The organism is Roseibium sp. MMSF_3544 (assembly GCF_030732845.1).
In the GTDB taxonomy this organism is placed as follows: domain Bacteria; phylum Pseudomonadota; class Alphaproteobacteria; order Rhizobiales; family Stappiaceae; genus Roseibium.
In genome coordinates this window covers 268367-289519 of sequence record NZ_JASHKA010000006.1, presented here as the reverse complement: position 1 = coordinate 289519, position 21153 = coordinate 268367, and the positions used below count along the sequence as shown (strand labels likewise).

19 protein-coding genes are annotated in these 21153 nt (G+C 58.3%); 7 read left to right on the top strand and 12 right to left on the bottom strand.

Annotated features, from left to right (window positions below; translation table 11 throughout):
- Positions 1–3: 3 nt before the first annotated feature.
- Genes RBB47_RS11485 through RBB47_RS11475 form a run of 3 tightly spaced genes read right to left on the bottom strand, consistent with a single transcriptional unit; the run spans position 4 to position 2811 of the window.
- A complete protein-coding gene (locus RBB47_RS11485; RefSeq protein ID WP_305985935.1) occupies positions 4–1275 on the bottom strand; it encodes an amino acid ABC transporter substrate-binding protein in 1272 nt (423 codons plus the stop codon).
- Positions 1276–1329: 54 nt separating this feature from the next.
- The gene (locus tag RBB47_RS11480; RefSeq protein ID WP_305985934.1) at positions 1330–2295 is read right to left on the bottom strand and encodes an NAD(P)-dependent oxidoreductase; all 966 of its coding nucleotides are present in this window, start codon (positions 2293–2295) and stop codon (positions 1330–1332) included.
- A gap of 21 nt (positions 2296–2316) precedes the next feature.
- A complete protein-coding gene (locus tag RBB47_RS11475; RefSeq protein ID WP_305985933.1) occupies positions 2317–2811 on the bottom strand; it encodes an OsmC family protein in 495 nt (164 codons plus the stop codon).
- A 171-nt stretch (positions 2812–2982) separates the two neighbouring features.
- Between RBB47_RS11475 and RBB47_RS11470 the strand changes: the two genes are divergently transcribed.
- Positions 2983–4008 carry a LacI family DNA-binding transcriptional regulator gene (locus tag RBB47_RS11470; protein WP_305985932.1) on the top strand — a complete coding sequence of 342 codons (1026 nt, stop codon included), beginning with the start codon at positions 2983–2985 and terminating at the stop codon, positions 4006–4008.
- A 68-nt stretch (positions 4009–4076) separates the two neighbouring features.
- Here the strand turns inward: RBB47_RS11470 and RBB47_RS11465 are convergent, their stop codons facing one another.
- On the bottom strand, positions 4077–4886 hold the full coding sequence (locus tag RBB47_RS11465) for an SDR family NAD(P)-dependent oxidoreductase (protein WP_305985931.1): 810 nt from the start codon (positions 4884–4886) through the stop codon (positions 4077–4079).
- 199 nt (positions 4887–5085) lie between these two features.
- On the opposite strand from RBB47_RS11465, the gene RBB47_RS11460 reads away from it, so the two are divergent.
- The 5 genes from RBB47_RS11460 to RBB47_RS11440 all read left to right on the top strand — a co-directional run bounded on the left by RBB47_RS11460 (position 5086) and on the right by RBB47_RS11440 (position 11732).
- Positions 5086–6108, top strand: a complete 1023-nt coding sequence (locus RBB47_RS11460; RefSeq protein ID WP_305985930.1) for a substrate-binding domain-containing protein — start codon at positions 5086–5088, stop codon at positions 6106–6108.
- Between the two features lie 83 nt (positions 6109–6191).
- On the top strand, positions 6192–7721 hold the full coding sequence (locus tag RBB47_RS11455) for a sugar ABC transporter ATP-binding protein (RefSeq protein ID WP_305985929.1): 1530 nt from the start codon (positions 6192–6194) through the stop codon (positions 7719–7721).
- Entirely contained in the window at positions 7718–8791 is a 1074-nt protein-coding gene (locus RBB47_RS11450; RefSeq protein ID WP_305985928.1) for an ABC transporter permease, read from the top strand. Before RBB47_RS11455 ends, RBB47_RS11450 begins: the two co-directional genes overlap by 4 nt.
- 9 nt (positions 8792–8800) lie before the next feature.
- Complete coding sequence (locus RBB47_RS11445; protein WP_305985927.1) at positions 8801–9841, top strand: ABC transporter permease; 1041 nt, start codon at positions 8801–8803, stop codon at positions 9839–9841.
- Between the two features lie 79 nt (positions 9842–9920).
- On the top strand, positions 9921–11732 hold the full coding sequence (locus tag RBB47_RS11440; RefSeq protein WP_305985952.1) for an ABC transporter substrate-binding protein: 1812 nt from the start codon (positions 9921–9923) through the stop codon (positions 11730–11732).
- A 391-nt stretch (positions 11733–12123) separates the two neighbouring features.
- On the opposite strand, the gene RBB47_RS11435 is transcribed toward RBB47_RS11440, so the two are convergent.
- The 6 genes from RBB47_RS11435 to RBB47_RS11410 all read right to left on the bottom strand — a co-directional run bounded on the left by RBB47_RS11435 (position 12124) and on the right by RBB47_RS11410 (position 17717).
- Positions 12124–13038 carry a dihydrodipicolinate synthase family protein gene (locus RBB47_RS11435; protein WP_305985926.1) on the bottom strand — a complete coding sequence of 305 codons (915 nt, stop codon included), beginning with the start codon at positions 13036–13038 and terminating at the stop codon, positions 12124–12126.
- 105 nt (positions 13039–13143) lie between these two features.
- Positions 13144–13839, bottom strand: coding sequence for an SDR family NAD(P)-dependent oxidoreductase (locus RBB47_RS11430; protein ID WP_305985925.1), 696 nt, complete (start codon positions 13837–13839; stop codon positions 13144–13146).
- Positions 13836–15350 carry a tripartite tricarboxylate transporter permease gene (locus RBB47_RS11425; protein WP_305985924.1) on the bottom strand — a complete coding sequence of 505 codons (1515 nt, stop codon included), beginning with the start codon at positions 15348–15350 and terminating at the stop codon, positions 13836–13838. The genes RBB47_RS11430 and RBB47_RS11425 overlap by 4 nt, the downstream gene beginning before the upstream one ends.
- A complete protein-coding gene (locus tag RBB47_RS11420) occupies positions 15341–16228 on the bottom strand; it encodes an NAD(P)-dependent oxidoreductase (RefSeq protein WP_305985923.1) in 888 nt (295 codons plus the stop codon). Before RBB47_RS11420 ends, RBB47_RS11425 begins: the two co-directional genes overlap by 10 nt.
- Before the next feature lie 3 nt (positions 16229–16231).
- Entirely contained in the window at positions 16232–16738 is a 507-nt protein-coding gene (locus RBB47_RS11415; protein ID WP_305985922.1) for a hypothetical protein, read from the bottom strand.
- The gene (locus tag RBB47_RS11410) at positions 16731–17717 is read right to left on the bottom strand and encodes a tripartite tricarboxylate transporter substrate binding protein (RefSeq protein WP_305985921.1); all 987 of its coding nucleotides are present in this window, start codon (positions 17715–17717) and stop codon (positions 16731–16733) included. Before RBB47_RS11410 ends, RBB47_RS11415 begins: the two co-directional genes overlap by 8 nt.
- 120 nt (positions 17718–17837) lie before the next feature.
- On the opposite strand from RBB47_RS11410, the gene RBB47_RS11405 reads away from it, so the two are divergent.
- Positions 17838–18743, top strand: a complete 906-nt coding sequence (locus tag RBB47_RS11405) for a LysR family transcriptional regulator (RefSeq protein ID WP_305985920.1) — start codon at positions 17838–17840, stop codon at positions 18741–18743.
- Positions 18744–18773: 30 nt separating this feature from the next.
- On the opposite strand, the gene RBB47_RS11400 is transcribed toward RBB47_RS11405, so the two are convergent.
- Complete coding sequence (locus RBB47_RS11400) at positions 18774–19526, bottom strand: dienelactone hydrolase family protein (RefSeq protein ID WP_305985919.1); 753 nt, start codon at positions 19524–19526, stop codon at positions 18774–18776.
- Between the two features lie 79 nt (positions 19527–19605).
- The gene (locus RBB47_RS11395) at positions 19606–21072 is read right to left on the bottom strand and encodes a sulfatase-like hydrolase/transferase (RefSeq protein ID WP_305985918.1); all 1467 of its coding nucleotides are present in this window, start codon (positions 21070–21072) and stop codon (positions 19606–19608) included.
- Positions 21073–21153 lie beyond the last annotated feature (81 nt).

Genomic DNA, 21153 nt, shown 5'->3' with positions numbered 1-21153 from the left:
CCTTTAGAAGCCACCCTTGGGGTAAGTCATCGCGGAATAGCCCTCGAATTCGTCGGTTGGGTAGACGAACTGGAGTTCACCACCGTTCCACTGGGTCATGAGAAAAGGCTTGTTGTCGGGAAGGCCGACGTCATCCCAGTTAAAACGCCCCAGAATCGTGCGGACGGGGTCTTCCTTCGTGCGGGCCTTCAGCCAGTCTCCCATTTCGGCATTATCGGTGCTTCCGGCGCCGACCATGGCCTGTTCGATGCCCTGGCAGAGTGCGAACGGTATCGCGCTGTCCTCATCCGGCACGCTGCCGTATCTGGCCTTGAAGGTTTCCACGAAATCGCCGTTTGAGAACGGCTCTCCTGCAAGCACGGATTCGAACGGGGCATCCTTGTGCCACGATGTGTGAACGAGGACGCCGTTCGAACTCTCGCCGGTTCCTTCAAGATATTCGGCCTGGGTGCCCTGGCTCAGGTAGACCATTTTAGGTTCAGCACGAACCGTTTTGAAGGACCGGGTCAGTTGCACGGCTTCCTCCGCAGATGCCGTCAGGCCGATTATCAGGTCCGCTTCGGACCGTTTGACCTGATTGGCAAGGTTCAACCAGTCATTGAAGCCTTCCTCGGGCCATTTCTGGGAGAACACGACTTCGATACCGTTTTCCGCAAGGTAACCCGGCGCAAGATCGGCAACTTCGCTACCATCGGCGGGATCCATAACCTTTTCACCCATCAGGCCCGACCAGACGCCGTTGGCGAAAAAGTCGTCGGCGGAAATCACCGCAGCCGTGACGGGCTTTCCGTCTTCCGGCACGAGATCGGCCAGAACGCCGGCCAGCGATGCACCGACATATTCGGCGGCATTCGGCTGGAAATAGAAGAGATTGTCATGACCCTGGGTGTAGATGCGAAGGGCGCCGCCGGCCGGTATCGGATGCACGAAACCGTATTTGGCCAGGATGTTGGCAACCGGAAACGTCAGGCGCGACGAGAAAGTGCCGTAAACAGCATCGACGCCGTCGACATTGATGAACCGTTCGTACTGATTGATTGCCGTGGCCGGGTCTGAGCGGTTGTCGGAAACGATCAGCTCGATCTGTTCGCCCAGAATGCCGCCTCGTTCGTTGATAAGCGCGACGCAGTGTTCATAACCCTGCTGGTGTTTCTGCCCGGCGACTGAGAAATTACCGGTGAGCGGCAAAGAGGCGCCGATTTTGATTTCGGCCAGGGCGGTCGACGACATGAGTGCGGCGGCCGCGGTTGTTATGACCAGTGTTCCGAGTTTCATTCTTTCCTCCCACAAAAAAATTCCGGAAATGTTCGTGTCCTTGCCGGGGGCCGCCTATTCGGCGGCCACGGGAAGTTCGAGACCGGTCGGAACCGGATTGTTTTCGCTTTTGAGCTCCAGCCCCGCTCCCAGCGCCACCGTCTCCAGAAGGGCTGCAAAATCTTCCTGCAAGTAGGCGTCCGGGTCGTTCTTGAGCTGGGCAGCCCCGAAATGTGTCTGCAGAGCTTCGCGGGTTGCGGCCGTGACCGGCATCGGCACATTCAGTTCCCGGCCCGAAGCAAGACCAAGATCAAGATCCTTGCGCAACAAAGCCGGCGTGAATGTCGTGGTCCAGTCGAGATTCACGAGAGCGTTGGTCTTGTAGCGGGTGAAGATGGACCCCATGACCGAGTTGTTCATCCATTCTAGGAAGGCGCTCCTCGGCACCCCGGCTTTCTCCGCAAGAACCGTGATCTCGGCCAGGTTCTGCGTCACGACGCCCAGGAACACGTTGTGGGCGATTTTGCAGAAGCGGGCCAATTCACCTTCGCCCACATAAGAGGCTCCGCGACCGGATATCGCATCCAGCATGGGCTCGACGTCATCATAGACCGCTCGCGGTCCGCTCGCGACCTGGCTCAGTTTGCCGGCTTTGACGCATTTGCCGTTGCCTGAAACGGGCGCCGCCAGAAACTCCGCACCGCGTGCCTTCAGACGCCCGCGCAGGTCAGCGGACTGGTCAACGCCGATCGATGAACACTCAACAAAGACGCCCGGTGTGGCCTCGCCGGAGAGCACGCCTTTTTCGCCGAAATAAACCTGCTCGACATCGGCGCCGGTCGACACCATCGTAAACAGCAAATCGACAGTCGCAAGATCCGCGGGAGAATCCACCAGCGTTGCACCAAGCTCAGCCAGAGGTTCGGCTTTCGATCGTGTCCGGTTCCAGATGCTGACCTGATAGCCGGCCTTCACGAGCCGTTCCGCCATCGGGTAGCCCATGCGGCCCATACCGATCCAGCCAATCCGTTTCGAACTCATTTCGTACTCCTTTCAGAAAAATCACTGCGGCTCCGGCGCGCAGCGGATCCAGACCATGTCGACGCGGACGCCCGCGTCCTTGATGAGGTTGTAGACAGGGCAACGAGCCTCGGTTTCTTCGACAACGTCGGCGAGCCGGTCGTCGGTCTCTTCCGTGGTGACGCGAGCCTCAACCTTGACCGACTGGAAATGCGGAACGACGCCACGCATTCCCTGCCGGCCGCGAATGTCGATTGTGAAGGCCGCTTCGAACTGGATACCGGCGTAGCTGAAGTCCATATCGCGTGCCGTGCGCCCAAAGGTGACTGCTTCGCAGCCGCAGAGAGCACCAAGAACCCCTTGGAGCGGAGATGGCCCGAGATCAGATCCGCCATGCGCAGAAGGCTCGTCGAAGGTAAAGTCGCCGTACTCGCCGAAGTTGACATTGGTTGCGAGCGAAGCGTCGTTCACCGCGCTCAGGACCTTCCGTCGGACAACCGGTTTGGTGAAATCCTTCTCTTCGACAACGACTGGCATGCACGCCTCCCCAACTTCCCTAAAATTGTTATTTTTCATTTACGCAAACGATTGCCGCAAACGATTGCATAAACAATACGAGACCGCTTTTCGAAATGTCAACAGGAAAGTGCAAACGATTGCCTAGCTCCCTGTAACGCACTATGTTTGTTGAGAATCCAGGACGTGATTATGAACAAACGTGTAACCCTAAAAGACATTGCCAAGCACCTGGGCGTGCATGTTTCGACCGTGTCGCGCGCGCTCGATCCCGAAAAACAGAGCAACCTGTCCGCGGATGCAATTACACGCGTCCGCGATGTGGCACGGGAACTGGGCTATCGACCAAATCGCCTTGCGGCCGGGTTGCGGACACGAAAGTCGATGTCAATCGGCATCATGATCCCGGACATCACCAACGTGATTTTCCCGCCGATCGTACGCGGCATTGAAAATGTTCTGGAGCCCCGCGGGTACGCATCAATTCTGGTCAACACCGACAACATTGCAGAGCGCGAGGGACGCTTAATCCAGGTTCTGCGAGACCGTGGCGTCGACGGAATTATTCATGCTGCAGTGCTGCGCGATGACCCCACGATTTCATGGGCAGCCGACGAGGGCCTCGCTGTCGTGACATTGAACCGGAAAGTCGATGGTCACGAGATACCGTATGTCATCAACGACGAAGAGGACGGCATCAGAATGATTGTCGATCATCTCTATCAGTTGGGGCACAGACGGATCGCGAAGATTGCCGGACCGCAAAACCTGTCCACGGGTCTTTTGCGATATGAGGCGTTTCTGCAGACCACTAAGGAATACGGGCTAACTGCCGATCCCGACCTGATCGAGGTCGCGCAGCAGTTCGAAGAGGAGGAAGGCAGGAAATCTGCAAGGCGATTGCTGGACAAGGGCAAGCCGTTTACGGCGGTAATCTGCGCCAACGACCGTCTGGCGCTCGGTGCACTGAATGCGCTGCAAGAGAGTGGTCTGCAATGTCCGGATGATGTGTCTCTGACCGGTTTCAACGATATGCCGTTCCTGGACCTGATCCCTCCAGGACTGACGACCATCCGGATCCGGCAATTTCGGGCGGGTCAAACTTGTGCGCAGCGGCTTCTTGACATTCTTGACCAGTCCGACCGGCAGGCTGTTGCAGAAACAATACTGCCGGTAGAACTGGTGCTGCGCGGAAGCACGGCAGCACCCAAGTCATAGAAATTTAATTCTGATGCGGCGCCGATACCGGGTTCCCCGATGTCCAGAAAAATACAGCCGGTTTGACGCTATTGCATGATCATGCCGCCGTCGATCATGATCAGCTGTCCGGTCATGTAGTCGGATTCATTCGAACACAGGAAAGCGGCTGTTCCCTTCACATCATCAGGCGTCGAAAGCTTCTTCATCAGGATCATGGTCTGGGCGAGGTGATCCATCGACTGCCCTTCTTTTTCGAACATGCCGATTTCGACAAGATCCTTGTCGAGTTGCTCCCAGAGCTCTGTCTTGACAACACCAGGTGCGTAGCCGTTGACGGTAATCTTGTGTTGCCAGAGCGCTTTCGCGCCGCCAATAATCATCGCGAGCACCGCATATTTCGAACAACAGTAAGGGACAACGTCGAGAAATGCGGTTCGCGAGACAATGGACCCCACCGGGATGATCTTGTACGGATGATCGTCCATCGGGCCTTGGGCGATCATCTGGCGGGCCGCCTCCTGCATGCCGAGCAAAACACCCTTTGCATTGATGTTCATGATCATGTCCCAATTGTCTTCGTCTATGTCCATGAACATGCGCGGTTTGTTTACACCTGCATTCAGGAGAGCAATGTTGATCGACCCGAATGCCTCGACCGTCCTTGCGACCGCTGCCGAATTGTCCGCGCGCCTGGTGACATCCATTTTCACCGCGACGGCCTTGCCATTGCCCCTGGCATTGATCCGCTCCGCGACAGCTTCGACACCTTCGAGATTAAGGTCCCCAATACAAACATTTGCGCCTTGCATTGCGAAATACTCGGCATTTGCCGCACCCATACCCTGGGCAGCGCCGGTGATGAGAATATTTTTCCCGGCGAGTCTTTTCGTGTCCATCGATGTGATCCTCCCAGAGCACGTCAAGCTTCGATCGGAGTGACCGTGCCGTGTGGAGTAAGGGGAGCACACTGGAGTTTTATCCATTTCAGACGAATTTCGTCCAGACTGGACCAAATTTGATAGGCGTAGACCAGTGCGATCTGAAACGGTGCGGAAGACGAAATAGGCTCGTCTGGTAATGCTATGGGAGGAAGGAATGACGGTATTGAAGACAGCGCTCCGATTTGCCGCGACCGTCGGAATCTTGAGTGCCGCATCGACCGCCGCGATGGCGCAGTCGATCGTGTCGTTCAACGGCCCCGCCGGTGAAGCGTATATCGGCCGATTCATAAAGGGTATCAAGGACACGGCCGCCCTCAAAGGGTATGACATCAAGGTGTTCGAGAACCAGTTCAATCAGGCTGAGCAGGATCAGCAGGTGCAACAGGTTCTGGCCGCCGGTGTCCTACCCGATGTTTTCATCTGGTGGCCGTCGGACGCAGTCGCAGGCCTCGGGTCGTTGCGGGCGCTGGCGAAGACAGGTGTCCCGGTTCTGAAAATCAATCAGCTGCCGAACGAGCAGGACAAGGAGTACATTTTTGGCTACGCCGGACCGGATGACCGCCTGCGCGCCCGCAATGCCGGTTATATGATGCGCGAAGCTGCCGCCGCCAAGAAAGCTGCCGGAGGTGAAGGTTTTAACGTCCTGGTTCTCAGCTATCCGCACAGTTACGGCGGTTATGGTTTGTCGATCAATGCCTTCAAGGAAGCCATCGCGGGGTCCGACCTGAACATCATCGGCGATGTGGACGAAGGTTTCGGTCAGGCGAACGGCTACAAGGGCGCGGCCAAGGCCATTGCGGCATTGCGCGACGAAGGCATTCACTTCGTCTACGGTATGGATGACGCGATCCTCACCGGGGGCATCAAGGCATTGGAAGAAGCCGGTTACGATATGGGCGAGGATGTCATTGCGGTCGGAACGGTTTGCAACGGAGACAAACAGCTCATCGAAGAAGGCAAGCAGTTTGGGACGACCTTGCAGTCGCCTCTCCACGAAGGACAACTCGCCATAAAGATGGTTGAAGAGTATTTGGCGACTGGTGAGTTGGCGAATTACATCAACTTCACGCCAAACCCGGCCGTAACGGCGACCAACATGGAGACGGTTGCGTTGCGTGGCTACGATGGCAAGCTTTACGGCATCGACGAACTTTGCTCCGGCGCCTGGGGCAACTAATCGGAAAACACAGAATGGCGCCCTGCGACAGGGGTGCCATTCATCACATAAAAACACTGCTAAGGCTGGGTCAGGGAGGGGCCATGGCGGAGCAACCGCTTCTTTGGCTTACGAACATTAGCCGGCACTACGGCGCAATCCAGGCGCTCAAAGGTGCGAAGTTCGAAATTGGCAGAGGCGAAGTCATGGGACTTGTCGGCGAAAATGGTGCCGGAAAGTCCACGATGGTCAAGATAATCGGCGGGTTCGATACCGGCTTTGCGGGCGAATACCATTACGACGACGAGATCCGAAATTTCAGCAGTCCCACGGCTGCCGAGCAGTGCGGAATTGCCATCGCCCAACAGGAACTCAGCCTGATTCCTACCATGAGCGTGGCCGAAAATATTTTTCTGGCCGGAGACGGTGTTCCACGCATCGCGTCGAAAGGGCATCTCGCCCGCAAGGCAGGTCCCTTTCTGGAAGAGGTCGGGTTGGGACATATCAACCCGCTCCGGGCAACCAATCGCCTGTCCGTCGGCGAGCAGCATCTGGTCGAAGTGGCGCGCCTGATCGCACACAATCCTCAGGTCCTTATCCTCGATGAGCCGACGGCTGCCCTTGGGGAAACGGATTCAATCCGCATTCTTGAAATGGTGAAACGGCTGAAGGAGCGCGGAAAATCCGTCATCTATGTCAGTCACCGAATGGACGAAATCTTCAAGATCTGCGACCGGATCACCGTCCTCAGAGACGGCGAAAGCCAGCAGCCGCGAGCCGCCGCCGATATGGATGTGAACAGTCTGGTCGAACTCATGCTTGGCTTCGAGCTTGGCGACATGTATCCGAAGCGCCATCCGATAGCGCGCGACGAACCGGCGCTGGAAGTCCGGGAGCTCTGGCCGGACGGTATCCTCGAACCGGTCAGTTTCCAGATATACCCAGGAGAAATTCTCGGTCTTGCCGGTCAGCTTGGGTCCGGCACTTCTGAAATTCTCGGTGCGATGGCCGGGGCAACAAAGTCGCGCGGCGGAAAGCTTGTTTACCGCGGCGAGGAGTTTCTTCCCGCTAGGGCAAAAGAGGCTATCCGCCGCGGAATTGCCTACTGCTCGGAAGATCGCAAGCGAGACGGGTTGTTTCTCGGCCGTCCGATCATGGAAAACATGTCGGCGCCTGCACTCGAGACAATTTCGACAAGTGGAATTCTGGATGGCGCGAAGGAGCGCAGGACGACCTCTGAAAACGCCATCAAGTTCACAGTCGACCCCAAAAGACTGCCTCAAGAGGCGGGCGTTTTGTCAGGCGGCAACCAGCAGAAAGTGGCTCTGGGCAAATGGCTTTCGATCTCACCGAGCGTCATTCTGGTGAATGAACCGACGCGCGGTGTTGACGTTGGCGCGCGGGCGGAGATCTACCAGATCCTCAGAGAGCTGGCCGACCAGGGCGCCGCGATCATCGTCGCGTCGACCGACATACAGGAAATAACGAACCTTCCCGACAGGATCATCAGTTTTTACCGGGGTATTCAGATCGGCGAACTTCATCTTGCCGACATGACCTCGGCCAACATCCTCGAACAAATCACCGATCCCTTTCATGAAGCCGGCATTGCGGTATCGGAGAAAGTATCATGAGCGACACGGCCGCCGTATCCGCAACCGGACTGAACATCATCAAACGTATCAGGCGGGACCATTCTCCGGTTGTCATCGTGATGGTCGGGCTGTTCCTGGTCGTCCTGATTTCAGGTGCACTTATCACTGACGATTTCCTGACCTGGTTTAACGTCAAAACGATTATTCGCGACGCCGCGCTCGTCGGGATCATGGCAATCGGCCTGACCTTCGTGACGCTCTCGGGAAACTTCTTCCTTTTGTCGATGAAGGAGATTGCAGCGCTGTCGATCATCTGTTTCGCCACGCTGATGGGCGCTGACTGGAACCAGTGGGGTTCCGCCGGCGGGGAAGTGACAACGTTCGGGCTCTTGGCGACGTTTCTCGTTGCTTTCATGATCACCATGTTGGTCGCGACGATCGCAGGTGCCGCTCAAGGCGCCCTAATCGGTCTGGGTGGAAATCCGATCGTCGTCACGCTCGGCGCAGCAGGGCTGTTCTTCGGAATCGGGTCCTGGTGGTCGGACAATCTTGTCGTGAGCTACCGCCGGCCGCATGGCGCCGAATGGCTCGGAACCGGGTCGTTTTTCGGCGATATCCCGAACATCACCGTTGCCTTCATTGTCATCGCCGTCGTTGCTGAGCTTGTGCTGCGTTACACGACCTTTGGCCGGCAGGTTTATCTGGTGGGGGCAAACAGGGCGGCCGGCCGGGCGACCGGACATGAGAACTTCGGCATGGCGATCAAGTGCTGCATCATTGCCAGCGTTTGCGCCGCGTTTGTCGCTGTTGCCTTTTCCGGCCAGGTTTCGTCTGCGCATGTAAACTATTTCTCTTCCGAGTTCGGATCCTCTGGCGACATGACCATCATGGTCATTGCCATCGTCATGGTCGGGGGCAATTCCATCATGGGCGGTTACGGGTCCACGCTCCGAACCTCTCTTGGAGCAATCTTCATCTCGACGGTCGACAACATGATGGTGTTGAACGGCTTCAATTCCGGCGCGCGCGTGCTTGCGGTCGGCCTCATGATTGTTTTTTCCATCATCGTCTTTGCACTTGTCCGCCGCGGCAGCCGCGCCGTGGAATAGGAGCCCGCCATGGAACGCCTCAAACACTGGGTCACCGAGAACCCCGATCTAAGCTTCGCGATCCTTCTGGCGGTCAGCGTCTACAGTTTTTTCGCGATCACCGAGCCGCTGTTTTTCACGCACCGGACCGGGTTCGCCATCATGGAACGGTTCGCCGTGCTCGGACTTGTCGGGCTCGCACTGACCCTGTGCATCATTGCCGGTGAAATTGACCTGTCGATCGGGTCCAATGCCGCGTTGGCCGCGGTCATCACTGTGCGTTTTACGGACAGCCTCGGCGCGATCAACGCACTCCTGATTGCCTTGGCCATATCCACGTCAATCGGCATAATTCAAGGCTATTTCATCGCATATCTCAGGATACGCGCGATCGTGCTAACCGTCGGCACATTGATGCTCCTGCGTGGGGTTGCGCTGTTCGCCGCGGAAGAAAAAACGGTGATGCTGACTGATTTCCGCATTCCGGATTTCATCTCAACGAAAATGTTCGTTTATTTCTCGCCAGCCTCGATCCTGGTGATCTTCATGTTTGTTCTCGTCGGCCTTTTCATGACCTACACCCGCTACGGCCGCGAGATTTACGCCATCGGCGGCGCAAGAAAAGAAGCGCTTGCTTCGGGCATATCGCTCAAGCGCCCGATGATTATCGTGTTCGCGATTTCCGGTTTCTGCGCAGGTCTGGGAGGCGTCATCATCGGCCTTCGGTCCGGGACCGCTCAGGCACTCGGGCTACAGTATCTTCTGCTTGCAGGAACGGTTGCCGCCTTCATCGGCGGTGTTTCGATCCTCGGAGGAAAAGGCGGTGTCATTGGTGCGGCCATCGGAACACTGACGGTCAACTTCTTGAACACCGGGCTTGTCTTCAATGTAACGCCTGCGTTCATGGTGCAGATGTATCTGGGCATTCTGCTTCTTGTCGTCATCATGTTTCAAACCGGCAGCCGGCTCTTCGAGGGAAGCCAGCGGCGCTCTCAGCTCTTGCAGGACGCTGACCGACGACGAAGTATTCTCGCCGACAAGATCGCACGATTAAGAAATTCGCCGGGCTGAATACCGAAACTGGAAAACAGTCCAGAATGGACCTAATCTGACCTCTGCGAAGCTGACGAGAGGTTGGATCGTGCCGGAGATGCCGGAAACGCTGAGGGAGGTCATGAACCTGCAGCGCGGAAACAAAAGGGCCCGACCCGAAGGCCCCTTTGAAAGTCCGGATCTGCCGCGCTCAGGCGGCGTGTCGGCCGAAGAGTTCACCCTTTTTCTCGATTTCATCGACGCACTCGGCACCGAGGCGGAGCAGGTTCTCAGTCTGAAGCGCGGCTACGACGAAACGCGGCTGATCACCACATTGCTCCGCAACCACCTCAAGGGAAAACTCACGACCACAAGTTTTCTCGCGAACGCGAGCGGCCTGGGTTACGGAACCGCGATCCGGGCAATTGCGTCGATCGAGCAACGCGGCCTTCTGATCCGCCGCCCGAGAACAAAAACCGGAAAGAGTTTCTCGCTGCATCCATCCGACAAGCTCATTGCCGAGTGGCAGGAGTATGCACGCCGCGTACGCGGCGCCATCGGCAGCACACTGGGCATTGGTGCGGCCGGCAAACGCGGTTTCAGCGACTATTTTTTCGGGGCTTCCTACAGCGAGTCCGACACGATCCCGCCGCCGACCCCGCTGGTCTCGAAGCTGAACCTCCAAAATGAACTGCGCGTTCTTGTGCATGCGGATCCGACCTTCATGGCAATGAATGTTTTGAAGCGGCAATTCGAAGGTCTTTTCGGAGTGGGCATCAACAGCCGCGCTCTGTCCATCGACAGGTTGAGACAGGAAATCCTATCAAACGCAGAGCAGAAGTCCTCGCGCTACGACATTGTGGCGTGCGACCTTCCCTGGTTTGGCGAACTCGCCGAGAAAGGCGTTTTGTTGCCGATTGACGATTTGATCGCACAAAGCGGCGCAGAGCTGTCCGATTTCCACCAGGTTGCGCTCGCCTCGGCCCGGTATCGCGGCATTCAATATGGCCTGCCGGTGCAGACGACGCCCGAGCTATTGTGCGTGCGCAGGGATCTTTGCGCCGCCGAGGGTGTTGGTGTGCCCTTTACCGTCGCCGATACGCTGGAGGCCGCGCGGCGCATGCACAACCGTTCGCTCGGCAGATCAGGTATCGCCTGGAATGCCGGTCGCGGAACGCCGCTTGGACACACGTTCATGTTTGTCATGGGCGCCATGGGGCAGCCCTTTTTAAACCTTGCGCATGATGGTCATGACTATGATGCCGAGTGGCCTGAAGGCGAAAACATGCGACCAATGCTCCAGTCGGAAGAAGCCTACTCGACTGCGGAGTATCTTCGCGAGCTCCTTGATTTTTCACCCTTGTCGATCCTGTCGATGTCCTGGTACGAACGCGCCCGCGCTTATGCCGACGGAGAGGTTGCCATGGCCTATTGCGCGACACTCCTTGCACCTCTGTTCGAACTCAACAAGGAATCGCCCGCCTATGGCGTAACGGATTTTCTGCCGCACCCGTTTGGGCCAGGCGGAAAGCCGATTGCCCCTGTCGGGGGATATGCACTCGCCATTCCCGCCAACACCGCTCCCGACCGTGTAAGCGCGGCCTGGGCGGCATTGCAGTCCTTCACCTCGCCGGAAACCATTAAGCTCTATATCGAAAACGGCAGCCTCGTAACGCCGCGCTTCAGCGTCAGCATGGACCCGGAAGTACGCCGCATTTCGCCCGTCATCTCGATCGTCGACGGCATGGCCCGGTCCGGCATATTGCAATACTGGCCGCGCCCGCCGGTTCCGGAGATAACGGATTTGATCAATATTATCGGAACGGAGATCCACGACATGCTGCAAGGCACGATCAGCGTGGATCGGGCCTTGTCGAATGCCCAGAACCAGGCCGATGCCCTGATGCGCGCCCGCGGGCATTACAGCTAGTCGAGCAATCGTTACGAGCGACGTGCAGTTCTCATGCTTTCAAATCAATTGCTTAAGAGAGAACAAAACTAACACAAACCGAATTCCGATGGGTTGCGGGTAATGGCGGTAACGGTCCTCCGCTACCAGTTTCAGCTAAGATAATCCAACTGTATCGTAAACCAGCAGCCGAAAGAGATTTCGATTGACGCCAACGCCCGCTTGTCGCTGGGAGGAAAAAGGCTGATCAAAGAGGGGTCCAACAACGAATATACGAGCTTCTATGCCAAGATGTTCAGTCCGGTGATCAACCGCGCCAGCAACATGGATCTGTCCCCGTTCATCCATGTCTCTACCGCTATTGCTCTCGGTGACGGATCAGCACAGACCCATTCCATTGTTAGCTTCGGTCTCAATCGGCCCAGCACAACACCAGTGGATCGAGCGGACGCAGTACGGTCATTAGTCCCGCTCTGATATCCGGATGAAGCGGCTGGATCGGATGTCTGCAATAGTCAGAGCGAATGATGCCGCCTTCCATCATGGCAGCCTTCGCTGCACGCCACTGGCATTGGCGGTTCTCGAAATTGATGAAGGGCAGCACCTGGCGATAGACATCCGCAGCAGCCTCCGCGCTCCCGGCGGCATGAAGCTCAAGAATTGGTTTGATCTTGTCGGGGATCGTGGCCGACGTCATTGTCCCGGTCGCCCCTGCCTCGAGATCGGCGAAGAGTGTGATGCCCTCTTCCCCGTCAAAGGGACCCTCGATGGCATCGCCGCCCGCCGCGATCAGCTCGCGCAGCTTTCCGGTTGCCGGACTGCATTCGATCTTGAACAGCTTGACCATCTCGATGTCCCGCGCCATGCGGACCAGCAACGGCACGGAAAGGTCGTTGCCCGCCATCGGCGCATCTTGAACCATAATCGGAATGCCGACCTCTCCGACCGCCCGGAACTGTTCGAATATCTGTTCGGGCGCGCCGCGCAGCGTGGCGCCATGATAGGGAGGCATCAGCATGACCATGCCGGCGCCAAGCGATTTCGCCTGCCTCGCCCGTTCCACCGCGATACGGCTAGCGAAGTGGCTCACCGTCACGATGACGGGAACCCTTTGCGCCACGTGCTCGAGCGACAGTCTCGTCAGCTGGTCGCGCTCAGCATCGGTCAGAACGAACTGTTCGGAGAAGTTCGCCAGGATACACAAGCCGTCGACTCCCGCGTCGATCATGAAGTCCAGAACACGCTTCATACCCTCGGTGTCGATCGCACCGTCGTCATGAAACGGCGTCGGCGCAACAGGCCAAATTCCCTTGTATCGCATAGACATGGAAAACTCCCTTTGGCCGGCTACAGACCGGCGATTGAGCGTCGGTGAGCTCGCCGAAAAGAAGACTGATTGAACCAGCCAAGCCGCATGGCTCAAGGATCGCAGCTAGGCGTGAAAGCCCCCGCCGTAATTGTAAACCGCACCACTACGGTCGACAAAGAGCCCGCGCCAAGCCGGATCGGCACGGTCAATGAGGCCACGCATAAGTCGAACGGAATCATCAGCTTCATAGTCTCCGGTATGGCCTGTGATATCGGTCTTCGTTCTGCCGGGACGCAGGGAGAAATAAAGAACACCGTGCTGCTCGAGCGCCCTTGCGAGCGAGATCGTGACCGCGTGGGCCGCCGCTTTCGTGGACCTGTAGATCGCCAGCTTCGGTGTTTTCATCATGTCGAAAATTCCGGCCTGGCTGCCCATCGTCACGCCGACCGGTGCATCGGAAAGCGTCAGATTTTCAAGTAATGCGCGTGTAATTATGGCTGGCCCGAGAGCGTTAATCCGGAAAGCCTCCTCCCAATCGTCCAGGTCGGCATCAAGGGCCGACCGGGCATTGTCACCCATCACACCGGCGTTGTTGATCAAGACGTCGATCCGTCTTCCGGCAAGGCGCGCAGCCAGGCTGTGTGCACTCTGGACGGAAGCCGTATCGAGTTGGAAAATCTCCACACCGAGCGTTTGCAGGCTTTCAGATGTCTGAGGAGTGCGGCAGGTTGCCAGAACGGTCCAGCCATCCGCCTTGTACTGACGACAAAACTCCAGTCCAAGCCCTCGGCTCGACCCTGTTACGAGGACTGTTTTCATCCGGTTTCCTCCTTACGGTCTGTGGCGCGTTGCCCGGAAGCACGGTTCATCAGACCGAAAACCGCCGGAGCAACGGCAAATGCGATGGAAAAAAGGAGGATCGCCAAGGCAAGGGGACGTTCCAGGTAAGGCATCAGCGAACCATTGGATTCCATCATGCTGGCGCGGAATTTCTCCTCAAAGAGCGGTGTCAAGACGAACCCGATCATGAAAGGGGCCGACGGCAGGCGGGACAGGCGCATCAGGAGCCCGACCACGCCGAAGCCGATCATCACCCAGACGTCGAAAAACAGATTGTTGAGCGAATAGGTTCCCGCGATCGCCAGAATGAAGATCAGGGGAACGAGAATGGACCGCGGCACGCCAACGACTTTGGACAGGGAGACCGCCAGCGACATCAAAAAAACGAAGGCCAGAAGGGTGGCCACGAGGTAAGTTGCGATGATGCCGTAAAAGGCGTCCGGGTGTTCGAGAACCAGCAGCGGGCCGGGCTGGATGTTGTGGAATAGGAGGGCGGCCATCAGGATGACGTCCGCCCCGCTTCCGGGGATCCCCATGGAAATCATCGGAATAAGCGCGCCGCCGACCGTGGCATTGTTGCCCGCCTCGGAAGCGACAATGCCCTCCTCCCGTCCCGTTCCGAAGCTCTCCGGATCGCGGTCGATATTGCGTGCCACGAAATAAGACACCACGGAGCCGATATTTGCGCCGATGCCGGGCAGGATGCCGATCCAGACACCGATGAGGCTGGACCGGATGAGATTGAACCAGTGCCGGGTCAGCGCCAGGACGGATCGCCAGATTTCAAACGTGCGAACGGAGATCTGGCGTGGCGGCAAGGCGCGCATGCTGATGTCGTAAAGCAGATGCCCGATCGCGAAGATGCCAACCAGTACGGCTTCGATCCGGAAACCGCTGTCGAAGGTTTCGAACCCGAAGGTGAACCTGGGTACCTGGCTGACGAGATCGAGCCCCACAAGAGCGCACATCATGCCGAGCAGACCGGACGTCAGTCCGAGGACGAAGTTCTTGCCTGAGCACGTTGCGATGATGAGCAGCCCGCCGAAGACCAGGGCCGCATATTCGAAACTGCCGAAATTGCGCAGCGAGAACCTGGCAATGGGTTCGGAAACCAGAGCGAGGCAGAGCCAGGAGATAAGGCCGCCGACGAGCGAGGCCGAGACGCCAAGGCCAAGAGCCCGCGCAGCCTGCCCGCGCTTCGCAAGCGCGTATCCGTCGAACGTGGTCATGATCGCGGCGGGGGATCCGGGGATACCGAGCGTGACACCGGTCACCATGGCACCGCTGACGCCACCGACATACATGCCTATCAGCAGAACCTGGGCGAGATAGCTGTCCATGTGAAAGGTCAACGGCAGCGTCAACGCCATGATGACGCCCTGGTTCAGGCCGGGAATGGCTCCGAACACGATGCCAATGGCGACACCGGCAATAGAAAACAGCAGCGGCGAAACAGCCAGATGGTCGATCAGGGCGCTGCTCAGTTCCATGAGCGCTCCGTCGTGCGAGCGCTGTCACGCACCTGGTCGGCATGCGTTTGCACCAGCCCGTCCGTGTCACTCATCTCCGCCAAGACCCGTGAGGCTGCGCCGAGCACGGGGGAGAGGGAACCGGCCTCTCTCGCCATTGCCGCATAAGCGGCCATGTCCTTGCGGTTGATGGGTGTCGGAGGCTGGCGTTTCGAACCGCCGGTCGCCCAGTGTGCATGACGGGCAAAGACTTTCGACATGCCCGACCCGTCTGCTACCTTAACGGCAGTCACGAACACCGCGGGGTCCATTCCAAGAATTTCACCGACCGCAATGGCTTCGGAATACGCAAGCATCGTCGCGTTGCCGATGGCATTGTTGAGAACTTTGGCGACCGCGGCGCTGCCAACGTCACCCAGATGGGCGTAGGCCCGGCCGGTTCGACTCAGAAACTCCGCTGCAGCGGCGACATCTCGATCCTGCCCGCCGACGAAATGATAGAGCGCGCCCGCACGCGCATCCTGCGGCAGTCCGATCAGACCGGCTTCAATATGCCGGCGGCCCGATGTCCGGGAAATCGCGGCCAGGTCCCTGGCGCGAGCGGGCGAGACCGTCGACGTTTCGACGACGAGTTGATCGCCCTTGGAAGGTGTCACCTCGATTTCACGGTAGACCGTGTCCAGGGCACTTTCCGACGGCAGGGACATGACCACCGAATGACAGTCCTCCAGGAGCCACGCGAGATCGTCTCCCGTGGTGACACCCCAGCTCTCCGCCCTCGACCGGGCGCCCGGATCCGGGTCGACACCAGCAATACGGAGGCCCGTGTCGGCCATGGCACCCGCCATGCCCGACCCCATCGCGCCCAAACCGACAAATCCGTAGTCGAAACCGGCCATGGGTTAACTCACAATGTCGACGTAAAGGAAATTGGTGAAACTCCAGGCAATTCCAGCAGCCAGAAGCGTGCCTGCAACCGTCGCCAGCGCAACGATACCGGCCTTTGCCGGACGGGACGCGAGCAGGGAGACGCACCCTGCAAAGACCCCGGAAATCAGGATGTAGACGATTGGACTGAGTCCGAGAGAGACCAGGAACGCATAGAAGGCCAAGACACACAGAAGCGCGGCCGAACCGGCAATCGAGGATGCCGATGCAAGGCTCTCGTCCTGTTGCTGCTCATAAGATCCGAGCAGCACATCCTGGACCGTCAGCACCGCGCCGAGAAACACGAGCACAATCGGGATGGCCAGCGCGAACAGGCGGGCGCCGACCGGCTCGAATTGCGGTGGCGGGAGTTGCGCCGCAACCGTTGCCAGCCAGCTCATGGCGATGATGAGGGTGACACCCAGCCACCCTTGCGGACCCGGCCGGCGCCGCTTCGCGCCGGCCTGCGCACCGCTATTCATTCGAGCCGGTTCCAAGATCGAATTTTTCGACGATCGCAACCGTGTTCGCGTATTGCGCATCGACCTCCTTCTGCAGTTCGTTATCACGCGCGAACCGCAGGTCGATGATGCGCTGCCCAAGCTCTTCCTGGAGTTCGGGATCGGCCATGACCTTTTCGATCTTGTTCGCCCAATAGGTACGGATCTCTTCCGGGACGTCCTTGTGGGCCCAGAAATAGTTAGTCACGCTGCCGACATCCGCCATGCTCGGATAGCCGCTCTCCTCGGCAGACGGAAGCTCTTCCAGACCGGGCACCTCGACGGGCCGGAACACAAACAGCGGCTTGATGTCGCCGCTTTCGAAATACTTCTGGCTTTCTGAAACGGAGGTGATGCCGAGATCGATCTGGTGGCCGACCAGGGCGGCGCGGATCGGACCGCCGCCACCGGGAATGTTGATCATGTTGAACTCGACGCCGAGTGCATCCATGACCTTCAGCGCGACCATGTGACTGTGCGCCCGCAAGAAGACCCCCACCTTGACCGCGCCCGGATTTTCCTTTGCAAAGGCGATCAGTTCCGGGAGGTTGTCGAACGGGGCGTCCTTTGCGGCGGCATACATGATGTCGATCGAACCTGCCCGGGCGACCGGCACCATGTCGCGAAACTCGCGCCCGAGAATGCCCTGTGCAGCTGTTCCCATGAAGGCCTGGTGGAAAAACAGGAGCGTGTATCCGTCCTTTGGTGCATCATAGGCTGCCCGGGTTCCGGTCGCCGTCGCCCCGCCTTTGATGTTCTTGACGATCAGTTTGGTCGGAACGTGCTTTTCCAGGTGTTTCAGGATGATCCTGAGATTGATGTCAGCCGCACCTCCCGCGCCGTTCGGCAAGACAAAGGTGACAGGTTTTTCGGGGTATTCCGCTTTCGCCGGAGCGCTCATCCCGAGCGCCAAAGCAAGAGCCAGGACTGCTGCGCCCACATACTTTTTCATGTCAGCCATTCTTTCCTCCCTTGCACCGCAACGCGCCACAGCGCGCCAGCCGGTCTCAGGAGAAGACTAGACAGCCTGACATGCCCAACCTAAAAAGAATTTATCTTTTAACATGCCGAATTGGAATATATGGATCTCCGAAACATCCAGCTCTTTCTCGCGGTCTATGACGCCGGCAACATTACCGTCGCCGCCGAGCGGATCGGCATGAACCAGCCTGCCGTTTCCAAGGCGGTCCAGCGCATGGAAAACGAACTTGGCGTACCCCTTTTCGAACGCGAGGCACGCGGCGTGACGCCAACACTGTTCGCGGATCTGCTTGCGGATGCCGCGCGCGATATCGACAGCAATCTGCGGGCAACCTACCGACGGATCGACGCCATTCGGGATGCCGAACTCGGGGAGATCGTGATCGGTGCCGGCGGCACCTGGCAGGAAGTGCTTCTGCCGAGGGCCGTCGCCAATCTTTACACGCAACGGCCGAAATGCCGAATCCGCATCGTCCCCGGAACGCCGGAACAGCTTGTTGCGCAGATGCTGAAGGGGGATCTGGATCTGGTGCTCGCGCCGATCGATATTCCCGATGCGTTTGCGGGAAAGGTGAATATCGAACCCTTGCTCTGGAACAGGGTCACGGTCATTGCCCGCGCGGACCATGCGCTGATGAACCGGCAGGATCTGACAATTGAAGATCTCGCTGCAGCCGACTGGGTCCTTCCTCCTGGAACAGTCATCCGGGAAAGATTTGAAAAGGGTTTCAGGGAGCGCGGGATCAAGGCGCCGGCGCCGGCCATCGAGTGTGTAGACAATTCCTGCCTGTTCCAGATCGTCGAAGCGACGGATCTGCTTTCCTATGTCGCCGAGCTTCGCATCCATGAAAGGCGTCTGTCGGCGGTCACACGGGTGCCGGACAATCCGCTCGACATTGAACGGGTCTCGGGTCTGATAACGCGGCGGTCGTCCTATATGCCCCCGCTCGCCAAGGAACTGATCAGTGAAGTGCGCCGCCTGAGCAAGCCATACTCCAAAGGCTGAATGCAAAGCGTGTCGCACTCTGGGAGCGGTTCATGCCAGCTCTGCCCGGGTCCCGAAAGCAGACGCAAACAATGTCGCGGCCTGTTGCAGGATCATGTCGCAAGTGTCGGCGTCGTGCGACCAGCGGCCGGGAAACGTCCACCCGTGATACGCATCATGATCGGAAAAGGTGACGCGCGCGGATGCGTTTCGTGCCGCTTCCCGTAATACGGCTTTGTGCGCCTCCGGACAGGTATGGTCTTCCTTTGCGAACGCGAAGTGGAACGGGACCTGCAGTTTTTCGATCAGCAGATGGGGCGATGCCTCTCCGTCCTTGACCAACTTGCCACCGTGAACTGACAGCCCGGCCCTGACTGTTAGCGGAAAGGCGGCGGCTGCCGCCAGGGCATGACGTCCACCCATGCAATACCCGATCACGGCAAATTCGCGAGCCCGGAAGCCTTGCGTTCCATGTTCCAGACAGTCAATAAGCGCACTTGTGTCCGCAAGGGTTTTGGCAAGTGTCGTTGCACGGTTCGCCTCGACGGCATCGGCGGGAAGCGGATCGCTCTCGCTTCCTGGAAGCGGGAATGTGGAAACTGGAAGCCGGTGAAACAGGTCCGGGACAACTGCCACGTATCCCAGTTCGCTGAACTCGCGCGCCAGACCGTAAAGCTCTTCGCGCAGTCCGAAAACATCCATGTAAAGGATCACCGCCCGCTCGTTTCCGCGTCCTGCAGGCGCGCTTGCAAAGGTCTGCATCGGGCCGGAACTGGTCGCGATGGTCAGAAGTTCTTCACGCAAAGCTCAATCCTTCCCCTTTCCGTGAAACATTGACGGCCCCGCGTCAGGGCTCAAAAACTTGGATGAATGCGTCCCTACCCTACTCCGTGCGAGACCCGCTGAACGTGGTGCCGGGAGGCGGCGATGCCCCCATCGATCCCTTGGACAGGACGGCGGCAGCACCGCCATGCCGATTGACGATCTCCAGTTGCGCCGCCTTGATATCCGCGTCGAGCGTCTCAGGGTCTATCCGGCGCCGAAGTTCCTGTTCGAAGACGCGGCAAAGATCGGCATAGCCCTCCATCGGCGCCAGATCGGTCAGTTCTTCCGGATCATCGGCAAGATTGAACAGTTGCGCTGCCATGTTCGCGTAGTGAACATACTTCCAGGGGCCCTGGCGCAGCATGAACACACCGTTCACCGCGCCTGCCGCGTGGTACTCGCCGAAAACGATCCTGTCGGCCTGCACCTTGCCGTTCACGATATCGAAGAGGCTCGCGGCATCGTCATTGACGCTTCCGGCAAGATGGTCGAGACCGGCGCCGTGAAGGATCGTGGGGTGAAAATCAACGAGCGACACCGGCAAATCCACTTTCACGTTTGCAGGCACGCCCTCGCCCGCAAGAATCAACGGAACTTGTGCAGATTCCTGGTAGAAATTGCTCTTTTGCCAGAGCCCGCGCACGCCCAGGTTATCTCCGTGATCGGATGTATAGATCAACCTAGTGTTGCCGGCCAAGGCACCGCCGTCGACCTCGTCGATGATCTGGCCGAGATGGTGATCGACAAACGAACACAGACCGAAATAAGCAGCCGTCGCCCGGCGGCGCAGGTCGTCGTCAAAATACTGGTCGGTTATATAGGAGTGCCGAAAGGCCGAAAACCAGGGATGGTCTGGCCAGTCGTCCGGACGGCAGGCCTTCGGCAGGTCCAGCTCATCCGGATCATACAAAGAGTAGAATTCCTCGGGCGCGATCAGCGGAAAATGGGGTGCAACGAAACTGACGAAGAGAACCCAGGGGCTGTCGAGCCGCGGTGCGGTTTCCCGAAGCCATTTGAGGGTCCGGTCCGCAATCTTGCGGTCATAACGGGTATAGTCGGACTCTCCGGCACCGACCTTCTCGGCGACCTGCCTGACACCGTAGCGGACCGGCAGTGGCGCTTGCTGGCGAATGGCCCCGAAAACGTCGCCAATGCCGTTCAGCGCATACATTGCATGGTGGCTCTCGTCGAAGCCGGAGGAAACCTCCTTGTCCCGGTAATGAAGCTTTCCGATCGATTGAACAGGTATGCCCTGCGCGCTCAGAACATGCGGCCAGCCGGGAACCGCACCGTCATAGGGTGTCGCGTTACAGAAGTAACCGGTCTCGTGCGGATATTTGCCGGTTGCAAAACTGGCTCGCGACGGCATGCAGATCGGGCTGTTGCAATAGGCTTGAAGAAAGGCTGTTCCACGCAGCGCCAAGCGGTCCATGTTCGGCGTCCGGACGACCGGGTGACACGCATAACCGGCATATTTTCCGGCATGTTCGTCGGACATGACAATGATAAGATTCTGGGCTTCCATCAGGTGGTCTCAATGTGAACGATTCGGCAAGAATGAGTGCCGTCAGGATCGTTCACCAGCCTGTGCGATGTCCAGAGACAT